Annotated in this window: 12 protein-coding genes; 5 read left to right on the top strand and 7 right to left on the bottom strand. The window is 56.2% G+C overall.

Annotation, left to right across the window (positions count from 1 at the left end; genetic code table 11):
* Positions 1–41: 41 nt before the first annotated feature.
* Positions 42–1,145 carry a threonine synthase gene (thrC, locus tag VPK24_RS03110; protein ID WP_099533102.1) on the bottom strand — a complete coding sequence of 368 codons (1,104 nt, stop codon included), beginning with the start codon at positions 1,143–1,145 and terminating at the stop codon, positions 42–44.
* A 204-nt stretch (positions 1,146–1,349) separates the two neighbouring features.
* Between thrC and VPK24_RS03115 the strand changes: the two genes are divergently transcribed.
* Together VPK24_RS03115 and VPK24_RS03120 are read left to right on the top strand one after the other, a co-directional pair.
* The gene (locus VPK24_RS03115; RefSeq protein ID WP_393010625.1) at positions 1,350–2,042 is read left to right on the top strand and encodes an SAM-dependent methyltransferase; all 693 of its coding nucleotides are present in this window, start codon (positions 1,350–1,352) and stop codon (positions 2,040–2,042) included.
* Between the two features lie 161 nt (positions 2,043–2,203).
* Positions 2,204–2,512 (top strand): DUF6464 family protein, encoded by a 309-nt coding sequence (locus tag VPK24_RS03120; protein ID WP_393010627.1) that lies wholly within the window; start codon positions 2,204–2,206, stop codon positions 2,510–2,512.
* A gap of 67 nt (positions 2,513–2,579) precedes the next feature.
* Here the strand turns inward: VPK24_RS03120 and cbiD are convergent, their stop codons facing one another.
* Both cbiD and VPK24_RS03130 read right to left on the bottom strand, forming a co-directional pair.
* The gene (gene cbiD, locus VPK24_RS03125; protein WP_393010629.1) at positions 2,580–3,686 is read right to left on the bottom strand and encodes a cobalt-precorrin-5B (C(1))-methyltransferase CbiD; all 1,107 of its coding nucleotides are present in this window, start codon (positions 3,684–3,686) and stop codon (positions 2,580–2,582) included.
* Between the two features lie 141 nt (positions 3,687–3,827).
* A complete protein-coding gene (locus tag VPK24_RS03130) occupies positions 3,828–5,087 on the bottom strand; it encodes an acyl-CoA dehydrogenase family protein (protein ID WP_393010631.1) in 1,260 nt (419 codons plus the stop codon).
* Between the two features lie 483 nt (positions 5,088–5,570).
* Here VPK24_RS03130 and VPK24_RS03135 point away from each other — a divergent pair, with 483 nt between their 5' ends.
* The gene (locus tag VPK24_RS03135) at positions 5,571–5,762 is read left to right on the top strand and encodes a hypothetical protein (RefSeq protein WP_099533076.1); all 192 of its coding nucleotides are present in this window, start codon (positions 5,571–5,573) and stop codon (positions 5,760–5,762) included.
* A 112-nt stretch (positions 5,763–5,874) separates the two neighbouring features.
* Here VPK24_RS03135 and VPK24_RS03140 read toward each other — a convergent pair whose 3' ends face one another.
* Positions 5,875–6,078, bottom strand: coding sequence for a hypothetical protein (locus tag VPK24_RS03140; RefSeq protein WP_393010633.1), 204 nt, complete (start codon positions 6,076–6,078; stop codon positions 5,875–5,877).
* Here VPK24_RS03140 and VPK24_RS03145 point away from each other — a divergent pair.
* Complete coding sequence (locus VPK24_RS03145) at positions 6,077–7,162, top strand: glycosyltransferase family 4 protein (protein WP_393010635.1); 1,086 nt, start codon at positions 6,077–6,079, stop codon at positions 7,160–7,162. The two genes, VPK24_RS03140 and VPK24_RS03145, sit on opposite strands and share 2 nt — an antisense overlap.
* A 391-nt stretch (positions 7,163–7,553) precedes the next feature.
* Here the strand turns inward: VPK24_RS03145 and VPK24_RS03150 are convergent, their stop codons facing one another.
* Positions 7,554–8,273 (bottom strand): biliverdin-producing heme oxygenase, encoded by a 720-nt coding sequence (locus tag VPK24_RS03150; protein WP_099533078.1) that lies wholly within the window; start codon positions 8,271–8,273, stop codon positions 7,554–7,556.
* Positions 8,274–8,611: 338 nt separating this feature from the next.
* Between VPK24_RS03150 and VPK24_RS03155 the strand changes: the two genes are divergently transcribed.
* Positions 8,612–9,679 (top strand): protein kinase domain-containing protein, encoded by a 1,068-nt coding sequence (locus tag VPK24_RS03155; protein WP_393010638.1) that lies wholly within the window; start codon positions 8,612–8,614, stop codon positions 9,677–9,679.
* Here VPK24_RS03155 and VPK24_RS03160 read toward each other — a convergent pair.
* Both VPK24_RS03160 and VPK24_RS03165 read right to left on the bottom strand, forming a co-directional pair.
* Positions 9,583–10,707 carry a glycosyltransferase family 2 protein gene (locus VPK24_RS03160; protein ID WP_393010640.1) on the bottom strand — a complete coding sequence of 375 codons (1,125 nt, stop codon included), beginning with the start codon at positions 10,705–10,707 and terminating at the stop codon, positions 9,583–9,585. The two genes, VPK24_RS03155 and VPK24_RS03160, sit on opposite strands and share 97 nt — an antisense overlap.
* A 297-nt stretch (positions 10,708–11,004) precedes the next feature.
* Entirely contained in the window at positions 11,005–12,570 is a 1,566-nt protein-coding gene (locus VPK24_RS03165) for a phospholipase D-like domain-containing protein (protein ID WP_393010642.1), read from the bottom strand.
* Positions 12,571–12,606 lie beyond the last annotated feature (36 nt).

Genomic DNA, 12,606 nt, shown 5'->3' on the forward strand with positions numbered 1-12,606 from the left:
GAGGGGCAAGCCGGGCGATCGACTCGCCCTAGAAACCCGTCCTAGAAACCCATCGCTTGGGCCACCGCCGCCAACTCCGGTTCAATCCCTTGGTGGTACTGGTTTTGGGAGGTTTTCAGGGCCGTGTCCGGATCCTTCAACCCATTTCCCGTCAACACGCAGACCACCGTGGCCCCAGCGGGCACTTGGTCGCGCACCTTCAGCAGCCCCGCCACGGAAGCCGCGCTAGCCGGTTCGCAGAACACGCCTTCTTCGCCCGCTAGCAGTTGGTAGGCCTCCAGAATTTCTTCATCGGTGACCGCCTCAAAACCGCCTTGGCTGGCATCCCGCACCGCCAGAGCCTTATCCCAACTGGCGGGCTTGCCGATGCGAATCGCCGTCGCGATTGTGTGTGGATCCAAAACCGGACGGCCCACCACCAACGGCGCAGACCCGGCCGCTTGGAAGCCCATCATCCGGGGTAACCGCTGGCACCGTTGCTCCTGGTGATATTCACAGAAGCCCATCCAATAGGCGGTGATGTTCCCGGCATTCCCCACGGGCACACAGAGCCAGTCCGGTGCATCGCCCAGGGCATCCACCACCTCGAAGGCGGCGGTTTTTTGCCCCTGAAGCCGATAGGGGTTCACGGAGTTCACCAGGGTGATCGGATAGTCGTTGGCCATTTGACGCACCAACTCCAACGCCCGATCGAAGTTGCCCCGAATCGCCAGCACCTCAGCGCCGTAGAGCAGGGCTTGGGCCAGCTTGCCCAAGGCCACATAGCCATCGGGAATCAAGACAAAAGCCTTGAGGCCACCCCGGCGGGCATAAGCAGCAGCAGCGGCGGAGGTGTTGCCCGTGCTGGCACAAATCACCGCCTTGGCTCCGGCTTCCTTGGCTTTGGTCACGGCCATGGTCATCCCCCGGTCTTTGAAGCTGCCGGTGGGATTCAGACCGTCATATTTCACGTAAACCTTCACGCCACGCCCAATCCGATCGGCCACGGACGGGACGGGAATTAACGGTGTATTACCCTCGTGTAGGGTGACAACGGGCGTGGAGTCGGTAACGGGGAGGTAGCGGCGATAGGTTTCGATCAGGCCGCGCCAGCCTCCCGGGGGCGCTGGAACCTGTGCCGTACTGGCCGTGCGAGGATCAACAATTGAGGCGGATTCGACGACGGGTAAACGAGCGGTCACAGAGCGTCTACAACTCCAACGTGCTTGCAGATTACCCAAACAGTTTAACCTGACAGGCCCGAACGCGGTGACGACGAGCCTATTAAAAGCTGGGGTCTAAAAATTGAATCATGGCCGTTGAAATGATGCAAATGGTGATGGAAAGGGTGAGCAAAAGGTGAACAAAATATGGCCTTTCAACTGACGCAGGTGGTGCCTTGGGGGCGATCGTTTGAGGATTATCGGAAAATGTTTTCCCTCACGGGGGAGGATTTGGAGCGATCGATCCTCGACTGTGCCGGTGGGCCGGCCAGCTTTAATGCGACGATGCATCGGTTGGGAAAACGGGTGATTTCCTGCGACCCGATCTATCAGTTTTCGGCGGCGGAAATTGCCCAACGGATTGAGGAAACCTGTCCCAAAATCGTGGCGGGATTGCACGAAAACCACGATTGGTTTGTGTGGTCTGCGGAATTGCCCACGCCGGAAGCTTTGGCGGACTATCGGTTGCAAGCAATGGGGGAATTTTTGGCGGATTTTCCCGCTGGATTGCAAGACCAGCGCTACCAACCACGCTGCTTGCCAGAGTTGCCCTTTGGGGATGGGGAGTTTGAGTTAGCGCTCTGCTCCCATTTGCTCTTTACCTATTCCGCTCAATTTTCCCTGGAATTTCATCAGCAATCGATCGTGGAATTAGCCCGGGTGGCGCAGGAAGTGCGGGTGTTTCCGTTGCTGGAAAACTATCAGGTGACCCGATCGCCCCATGTGCAACCCACGATCGATCACTTGGTCGATCGGGGCCTGCGGGTGGAAATTTTGCCCACCACCTACGAATTTCAGCGGGGTGGCCATGAGCTGCTGCGAGTTTGGCGCACACCCTAGCCAGAGCCAGCGGACAAAAAACCGCACTTGATCGTCAGTGCCTGATCGGCAGTGCGATCGAGACTGGCGTGATCGAGGCCAGGGCCAGGAACCAACCACCGGACAAGTTCCCAAAAGCGTGCTATCGATCGGATGATGTGCCACCCCTTGCTTCGTTATCGATGGTTACTGCTTTGGCGCTATTGATCCTGTTCTCGATCGCCCTGCTGCCACCGTTGTTGTCCCTGCGGGCCGTCCGCCGCTATGAAGCCCTGGTACAAACCACGGTTGCCCGGGCCCGCCTGACGACCCGATCGCCCCGGCCGTCCTTCTCGGGGCCTCAGCCCCCGGAACTGACCCACATTCCGGGAGCGGGCTACGTCATTGGTAATTTGAGCTGTCGGTTCAATGCCCGATCACCCCAGTTGCGTTGTGCCGTGAATCCCAGTGGCCCCTGTGCGGGTTGCCATTGGTTTGAAGCCACCCCTTAGCGGGCGGTTAATCAGCTAATCAGCTCATCAACCAATTAATCAATTAACTCATCAACCAATTAACTCATCAGTTAATCAACTCATCAGTTGTTGGAATTGTTGGAATCGACCAGCGATCGCAAGGGCCGCCCGTGGCCAGGATGTTGCCTGCCCGATCGAACAGGGCCACGGCCACGGCCAAAGGGCGATCGGCGTATTTTTGGGCATAGGCGGCCGATCGCTCACTAATGGCGGCGGCCAGTTGCCCCAAAACGCGCTGGCTCCAGCCCAACCGCTGCAAATCCTGCACCGCTTCGGCCACCGTGCTTTTGGCTAGGATCGATCGCCCCAAGGTGGCATCTCCTCCCGATCGCAGGGCCGCCGCTGCCAAAATTTCCAATTTGCCGTCAGCAATGTGGCTGGAGGTGTTGAAAATTCCCCCAGCTAGCTTCAGCAATTTGCCGTGATATCCCAGTAGCAACACCGATTCTGCTCCCCGCAAGGCTGCTTCCACCAACATGACCCCAATCCAGTTCCCTACGGGCACAAGGGCGGTGGCGGGCAATCCGAGGCGATCGGCCACCTGCTGTCCGTTGCTGCCAATGCAGAAAATCACATGGCGATCGTGGGCCAGAACCGCTGCCAGTCGATCGCGCGATGCATCCAGTTGATCCGTCGCCGTGTGGGGCTGGGAAATGCCACTGGTTCCCAGGAGCGACAGCCCCTGCAAAACCCCAAAAGCCTCGTTAGATGTGCGTTTGGCTAAGTCGCGCCCCTCTGGCAAAATCAACCGTACCACCGCCACGCGATCGGGCGGAACCAGGGGCAACAGGTTATGTTCCAGGAGCGATCGGGCAAAGCGATAGATTGCCGGCCCCTCAGCCGTTTGCCCAATTCCCTCGCCTCCCTCCAGCCGGAGGGGCAGGTCTTCGCGATCGATGCGATCGATCAATTGCACCCAAGCCCAAACGGGAGTATTTCTGGTCAGATCCAGGTTATCGCCCGGATCGCTGCGGGTGATGGCCAAGGCGGTGCGTTCATCCAACGGGGCAATCGACTCCAGCGCAATTTCTGCGGTTTGTCCGTCCAACAGATCCAGGGTGACCACCGCCTGGCGATCGCCTTGCAACCGCAACAGGGCCCCCCGGGCTGCTGCCGCCGCAAATACCGGTAAGGTGTAGCCCGATCGCGCCATAGTGCTCCTGAAAATGACTCTCATCCACAGTCATTCGATTGAATTGTGGTTGATTATGGATGAAAGGGCGATTAATCAGTGCCTATTAATTAATGCCCATTAATCAGTGCCTATTAATTAATGCCCATTAATCCATAACCGTTAATCAATGGCCATTGGCGATTTACCCACGATCGCCCCCAGCGTTGCCGCCAAAATATCGGGCGTTTGGCCACTGGTGGCAAAAATGCTAGCCTCGCCCTGCAATCGATAGGCGGGGTTGGTGGCCAGAATGCCTCGCCCCCCTTGGGCCACGAGGGTGACTTGGGTGGCTCGGCCCATCAGGGCGATCGCCTGGGCCCGCAGTTGCAGTTTTTGGGCATAGGGTTTGTCGATCGGGTGGCCATAGACCTGTTGCCGCAATTGGTCAAACTCCCGGCGCAAGGTGTCGTGGGCAACGGCGATCGTGAGTAGGCGTTTTTCCTGAAACAGCACCGTTAGCCGATCGAGGGCCGCTTGGGTGCAACCGAGGGCGAAGTACACCCCTTGCAGGGCGTTCCGGCGATCGAGTTGCTGAATCCAGTCGATCGGCTTGAGGCCGATCACGGCCGCTTCGGGAATGAGCCAGCGATCGAACATGACTGCTGCTGTGTGGGTGGCGTTCATGGCTCCCAACACCATGGGCGGCTTCGGCTGAATGTTGCGATCGCCCGATTCCACCGCCGTCAGCGGCACAATGCCGAACAGCACCCCGGCCGTCGTCGGCACAGCCAACACCGCCTCGGGAAAGTGCCCCACCCCGGTCACCCAAGGAGCCGTGCCCGTAATTTCCCAGCCACCGGCCACGGCACGCCCCTCGATCGGGGGATCATTCGCCCGCCGCAGATGCGAAAAGGCAATGCCCAATTGTCGATCGCCCCGCACGATCGCCGGTAAGTAGAGGGCCTTGAGGTCGTCATTGTCTCCGGAGGCAATCAGCGCCGCTGCGGTTTGGTGCTGGGCTTGCAAAAAGGCCAAAGCACCGGAACAGCGAGCCAGTTGCTCCCGAAACCAACCATATTCCTCTTCGTTCAGGCCTTTGCCGCCCCACTCGATGGGCACTTTTAGGGCTAACCAACCCTGTTGCCCCAGCCATTGGAGGGCCGCGGCCAGGGCTTCTGGCTGGCGATCGAGCAAATCGGCCTGGGGCCCCAGGGTGGTCAGCAACTGGGCCGCCGCTTGCTCCAACCAAGGAGGCAAATTGGGCCCGTCCGCCGCGGCCAGCGCCGAGGTCACCGGGTTGGTCTCTGCGTGGTTGGTCTCCGTGTGGTTGGTTTCCGTGTGGTTGGTCTCCGTGTGGTTGGTCTCCGTGTGGTTGATGACTTCGCCGTTGGTGTCATGAGGGCCGGTGCTGTTGGGGCTGATGTCTTGAGATGGCTCCACCTTGGTCGATCGGGGATGAGTAGTGGTTTACGGCTATTGTGCTACGGCCGGGAGTTTTCGCCCCCTGGCCAGCGGCGTTTGAGCAGCGTTGTCAACGAAATGTTAACTCTAAAGTTAAGGTTTCTTGCACGAACGAGGCCGCCCGAAACGCACCGTGATAACTTTCTTCTCGGTTAGCAAAGCGCCAACCGCCATCAATATCTCCCCACCCATTCGGAACCTTAATTTCGGTCAATTCGCTTGCTGAAATTAACATCGGAAGATCAGTTCAAGATAATCGCAATTTAATCGCAGATTAATCATGAGCGCTTCCTAAAACTGATGGGTAATGCCAATTGATCGGTAAACTATTGATCGTAAATTTCGTAAATTAATGATCAAGCTGGTTGACCGCATCAATTAGAAATTGGTGAGATCTTGAAGACAGTGGCTCTGCTTGCCAACCTGCTTGAATCACGCCGTTTTACTTCTCTGGCAGTAGCGATGTTGACCCACAAAAGCGATGCACCGGTTCGTGAAAGCTTCAGCGATTATGTAGCCGAATTGCAATTGCACATGAGTTTGCAAGCGCGAAACCTGGTTCCTTCATCGGGCCAAGCGGAAGAAAACCGTGATCGCTTGCTGCGAGAAACCCAAGAAACCGTCGAGAAAATGCTATCGCGGCAATTGGGCTAAGGTGCTTTGGTCAAGGCATCTTGATCAAGGGGCTTGGTGATTCGCCACCGACAAACCATAACAATCTGAATAAAAACGCTCTTCGGAGTGGTTTTTAAAGCGCAATCAAAACTCAGTTGTTTGTTTTTTCTTTCCTTTTAATTGCTTTTTCAATTCCTTTCTTGAATGCCCGATCGCGCCTTTTTTTAGCGATCACTCTTTTAATTCCGCAAACTACTGTATAACCAAGGGCACGCTCCGATTCTGGGGCGTGCTTTTGGTTTCTGGCCCCAATGAACCCGGGGGCAATTTTCCCGCTTGCCCGTTTTTGCATCATGACCCTTGCGATTAATTTGAGCTTTGCGATTCCCGAACCAACGGGCTTGGCAACCTACGCGATCGAACTGTTGCCCTATTTGCGATCGCGGGATCCTTTGCTATTTAGCCCTTGGGAAATGGTGGGGTTTCGTAACCAGCTTGTGCCCGCCAACATGACCTCAGATTTAGGCGCAAAGGGTCATCTACGGCGACTGTTTTGGACGCAATTTCGCTTGCCGCAACTGTGCCGTCGATCGGGTGTTGAGCTGCTGTTTTGTCCGGTTCCCGAGGCCCCAATTCAGTTTGGCACTCGGGCCCTGCGCACCCTGGTGATGGTGCATGATTTGATTCCGCTGCGGTTTTTTCCGCCCCGATCGCGCCTGCATCTTTACAGCAAATATTATGTGCGCCGCGTTGCCGAACAGGCCACCCATTTGCTCTGTAATTCCCAGGCCACGGCCGATGATTTGGGCCGTTTTTTCCAAATTCCTGCCCAGAAAATTACTGTCACTCCGTTAGCCCACAATGCCGATCGTTATCGATTTTTAAACCTGCCGCGCCGCTCCTATTTTTTCTATGTGGGGCGCAACGATCCGTACAAAAATTTACCGGGGGCGATCGCGGCCTTTGCCCAATTTTTGCGGGCGGCTCCGGCCAATGATTGGCAATTTTGGATTGCTGGGCCCATGAACCCGCGCTATCAACCGGCCTTGGCGGCCCAAATTGCGGAATTGGGTTTGGGCGATCGGGTGCGCTTTTTAGGGTATGTGCCGATCGAGCAATTACCGGTGTTGCTGAACCAGGCAATCGCGCTGGTTTTTCCCACCCGCTGGGAAGGCTTTGGGATTCCGGCCCTGGAAGCCATGGCCTGCGGCACGCCCGTGATCACCTCCAATCTGGCTTCGTTGCCGGAGGTGACGGGTGATGCGGCGTTGTTGATTGACCCGGAGCAGCCCCGCGCCATTGCCGATGCGATGGTGCAGGTGGCCACCGATGACCGACTTTGGCAGGAGTTACATCAACGCAGCCTTGATCGCGCCAGTCAGTTCAGTTGGGCCAAAACCGCAGCCCAAACTCAGGCCGTTTTGAGGCAATTGTTTTAAGGCAATTTCAGGCCCCTTGAAGGCAAGATGCTGGCAACTGCCAAATCGATCGACCTAGGAGCATATCTAAAAAGCCAAAATTAATGCACTGCTTGCCCCAGCGATCCACGTAGACAAGTTGATCAATGTAGACAAGGGGCTTAAGCCCCTTGCCCCCACGACGACTGAGGCTTGATCAGGGCTGTAAGAGGCCTTTCAAATATCCTCTTTTCAAACATCTTCTAAGGTGCTGGAATAGCCACTGGTCTGCACATTCTTCAACAGGCCAAGCGCTCAAACAATTCAGGGGACGATCGCCCGATCGCCCCCTGAATCTGGGTGCTGGTTTCCTGAGAAAATTGTAATAAATTGTCCCCAGTGTCCGTTACCCAATCAAGCCAATTGACTTAGCCTATTCAGCGGTGGCCAGCTCTTCCGTGCTGCCCCGGCTGCGGCGGCGGGTCAGGGTGTTAAACAACATTTGCCCGATCGCCTTGATCAAATTGCCTTCCAATTCCATGAACATTTTCATGTTCTTGCCAAACGCATCATTGGCTTCATCCACAATGCGATCGGCCGTGGCTTCATCGATCGGCAATTCGTTCAACGCTGCCCGATATTGGTTCTTGAAAGCCTTCTCATCAGAGATGGTTTCAAACTCATAGAAAGCCGTTCCTTGGCCATCGGTCAAGTTCATGGCATTCACGGCAATGTTCTTGAGAATTTGCCCACCGGACAAATCACCCAAATAGCGCGTGTAGGAATGGGCCACCAACAGTTCGGGAGCCGTGGCCGACACTTCCCGCACCCGAGCAATGTAGTCTTGGGCGGCGGTCGAAGGCTTCACTTCTTCGCGCCAATTGGAGCCGTAATAGTAAGCCAAATCGCGCTCCAGGCTGCTCTTGCGATACAGCTCTTGGAAGTTGATCGGTGCAACAACCGGGTGATCTTTGTGCTTCGTCATTTCCTCTTCCATTGCCGTGTAGACAAAGTAGAGGTTGCCCACCAGTTTGCGATAGGAGCTTTTTTCGACTACGCCTTTCAGAAAGCACTTCACGAAGCCGACATTCTCTGCCATGCTGTGTGATTTTTTCGTGCCTTCGCGTAGCTTGGTTGCTAAATTGACGCTCATGTTAAAGAAGTTGAGAAGTCTGCGAATACCAGTTTGCCAATTTTGTGCGGTTCCTGGGCAAAGGCAGCGGGGGAGAAATCCACACCCCCTACCGAACGCGGGCCCCTAAAACAGTTAGGTTGAAAACAGTTAGGTTGCGACGGTTGCCGACACAGGGCAGCACTTAACCACGGCGAAAGACGGCCAAAGCAAAATCCTGTCTCGATCGCTGGGTGACTCGATCGTTAGATTAGCGGGATTTTCTGAACGTTATGGTTAAGAATCATGACAAGCACCGAAATCATCGAGTTTGATCAAATCAATCATTTTCGTATCTCTCCTCGCTTGAATCCCTGGCTGTGAGTTTTTGCCTAAACCCTCAGTGCGATCGCCCGCACAATCCCGATCAGGGGAATTTTTGCCTCAATTGCGGTGCTCCCTTGCTGTTGCGGGGGCACTACCGCGCCATTCGCCCCCTGGGCCGTGGTGGATTTGCACGTACCTACCTGGGCATCGATCGCGATCGGCTGGATACCCCCTGCGCCATTAAGCAGTTCTTGCCCAGTGCCAAAACCCCCGCTGGCCGCGACAAGGCGATTGAGCTGTTCACCCGCGAGGCCCTGCGGCTGCGAGATTTGGGCGACAATCCCCAAATTCCCGCCCTGTTGGGATTTTTTGAAGAAGGGGGCTACCTCTACCTGGTGCAGGAATACATCGCCGGGGAAACCATCGATCGGGAATTGCAACGATCGGGCCCGTTCAGCGAAGCCAAGCTGCTGGCTTTCCTGCGAGATTTGCTGCCCGTGTTGCAATTTGTGCACGATCGCAGCACGATTCACCGGGATCTAAAGCCCTTGAACCTGATTCGTCGTCAACGGGATCAGCGAATTGTCCCGATCGATTTCGGCGTGGCCAAAGTGCTGGAAGCCAACACCCAAAGCCGCCCCGGCACGAAAATCGGCACGGCTGGCTATGCCCCCGATGAGCAATTGCGCGGCGGCCAGGCCTATCCCGCCAGCGATCTCTACAGCGTGGGAGCGATCTGCGTATTTCTGCTGACCGGTGTGGAACCGGAGGAGCTATACAACCCCCTAACGGGCCAGTGGCCTTGGCGAGAACAGTTGGCCCAATGGCGAGATGAGCTGTCGGGCAATGGAGATTCGCTAGATGCGTCCCAACGGAAGCACTTGCCGGTGTCTGACTCGGTGAGCGAAGGGTTGGGCTTGGTGCTCGATCGACTCTTGCAACCGGCCGTTGCCGATCGCTACCAAACGGCCCTGGAGGTGCTGGTGGACTTAGACAACATCATCCGCACCATGCCCCCTTCTCCCTACCGTCGAGAAGAGTCCATGGCGGTCGATCGCGATCGGGCCAAGCGCTTTTGGCTGACTCGAATCGGCACATCTTCCGGCGGCAATTTTTCATAGAACTCGGGTAGTTTGACCTTAATTGTCCAGAGCACTGCCTTTTCGATTTCCAAGTGCGATCGGTAGCGATAAACAAACTTCCAAGCTAACCGATTGGGCAAAAAGATAAAGACCAAAATCTTGGTCAAAATCTTGATTGTGCAATCACGGTTTTCCCGCACAAATTCCCAATTATCGCGCCAAATCCAATAGGCCAAATAGCGCAGGGCCAAAAAAGCGCGGTTGCGGTGAATTCCCCCATCCATCGCTTTATAAAGCAGAAATTTATAGCGATTATTCAGGGTCATTTGCACCAGCTTGCCAAAACGCTTGCGATCGGCTGGATTTTGACTGAGGCGTTGGCGCTCTCGGTTAATAATCGCCAAGCTCACCTGCTCCATCTTGATTGCATTGGTGGAGGCAGAACCCCTGACCTGGCGATAGTGTACCTGTAATTTCGGCACACAAATAAACTCATAGGACTCCGCCAAGCGCAACCAAAAATCCCAATCCTCGGCCGGGTGCAGCGATCCTTCGTAGCCTCCCAGTTCAAAATAGGCATCGCGTCGGATCATTGTGTTTGATCCCGACTGCACAATGTCAATCAATAAAATCTGTAAGTAGGTGTTATATTCCGTGTCAATAAAGCCCCCGTCACGAATATAATTTCCCTCTTCATCTACCCAATCAATCCAACTGTAAACGGCTCCGGCTTCTGGGTTGGCTTCAAGGGCATTAACCTGATCTTCCACCTTGTCCGGTGTCCACAAGTCATCCGCATCAATAAAGGTTAGATATCGCCCTCGGGACATCATGGCCCCATGATTGCGGGCAGCGGCCACACCAGCATTTTCCTGTTCAATCAGCTTCAGGCGGGGGTCTGTGAATTGCCGCACCACGTCGGAGGTGTTGTCGGTGGAACCATCGTTTACAACGATCACTTCGATGTCCCGCAAAGTCTGATTCAGGACGGATTCGATCGTTTCAGCAATGGTTTTTGCCCCGTTATAGGCGGGAATAATAATCGATGCAGTGGGGACGGCATTCATGGGTGGGGCCATCAGAAATCAACTAAACCGGGAAGAAATCGTGCTTTGAGCATAGCCTCAGGTTTGGGGCTGCTGGTAGCTCTGATTGTCTTCCCCATTTCTGAAGTTCACGCGGAATTGGCCCAATCCGCCTAAAACGCAATTCGTGATTGTTTTCGATCGGGTTTTCGATGGGTCACGATCGGGGCATGGAGGAAGCCGCAAGAACCGCAACGGGCTGGGTCAAGCGCTGAATAAGCTCGGGATGCGCTGAACTTGCTGAATAGGCTGAATTTACTGAATGGGTTGAGGCAACCCCTAGGAACCACAGCGGGCCCGATCGGCTGCGAGGCGCTCTTTCAGCTTCGGGGTGAGGCCGGTGGTGGCGTTGCTCCAGAGGCGATCGAACTCCCGCTGAAACAGGGTCGCCACGATCGGGTGCTTGACCACCAACAGGGTTTCATCATTGAGGCGATCGGCCGCCGCCGACCAGTTGTGAGAACCGGTCACCACCGTTTGCCCATCCACCAAGCCAAATTTGTGGTGCAGCAGGTCACCCATGGGCAACTCCGGGGAACCAACGGTGGTGATCGGCGGGTTCCAAGGCCGCTGATTGGGTTCCAGTTCACAGGTTCTGCGGCGCAGGGTCACCCCCAACAGATCCAGCGCTTCGCTATAGTCCCGCGCCAAAAAGCTGGGATCCACCAACACACGCACTTTGGCTCCTCGGCGATGGGCGGTTTCCATGGCATCCGCGATCGCCTGCTCAGAAAAGACAAACAGGGCCACATCGATCGATCGGGTGGCTGGGCCCACGGTGGCCGCAATCACTCCATTGGTGCGTTCGGCAAAGGGAACGGCGGTTTTCATGGGTGAAAACTGAATGCCAATGGTGGCATCACCCACTTGGGTCGATCGCAGGGGGCGCAGGGGCTTGTTTGTGCCAAAGCGGCTGTCGGGCTGGCCGCCCGGCCCATCTCCCCACATCAGCCCAAATTCCTCCAGCAGCCAACCGGCCACCACGGGGCTGTCAATTTCCAACAGATTATTGGGATTGCCGCGACTGGCGGGCCGGCCCATGTCGCCATGGACATCGCTGAGGGTGAAGTTTGCGGAGGTGATGATCGATCGATTGCCGTCCACCACGATGAACTTGTGGTGCATCAGGCCCGATCCCTTAGACCCATCGGCGGTGTCGTCGAGGGTGGGCACGCCGGCCTGGGCCAACATCACCATGGCATCGGTTGCCAGCACCTCCGCCTCGCTGACGGTTCCATCGCCGTTGCGATCGCCCAGTCGGAAATAATCTTCAATGCGCGATCGCTCCCGATCGCTCAGTTGCGCCAACTCCTCCGGGCTGTAGCTGCTCCAGGGACGGCGGGCACTGTTTTCCAAAATTACCCGGACTTGCAGGCCGGCCCGGTGGCGATCGACCAAGGCTTGGGCCAACCGAGGCAAGCGCAATTCCTGCACGGCCACCACCACGGTCGATCGAGCACTTTCGACCAACTGCACCATTCGCCCTTCAAGGTCATCGCCCGATCGCTCAATGCCCCGGTAGGGATCGCGATATTGGCTAGCAGGATTGTGGTTAAAAAATGCCCGCACGGGGCCCGGTTGGGCGATCGGGGAAGGACGACTTTCGGCGGAACCGGCTGAGTTGTTGAATTCAGCGGCCGGCGGCAAGGATCCCCCTTGAAACTGAGGGCCCGCCGACCCGCAGCCCCACAGGGCGATCGCACCCAAAAGGCTAAACGTCCAAAGACTCGCCCAGGATTTCAACCGCCCGATCGCCCATCCGTTCGTTTCCATCACCCCGATCGCCCGTTGAATGGCAACTAGTCCACAACGACTGTTGAGCTGTTGAGCAACTCGTTCAGCCAAAGTTGAGCCGCACGAGTTGAGCCAAATCAAACCAAC

Source organism: Limnothrix redekei LRLZ20PSL1, from assembly GCF_043235035.1.
Classification (GTDB): Bacteria; Cyanobacteriota; Cyanobacteriia; order CACIAM-69d; family CACIAM-69d; genus CACIAM-69d.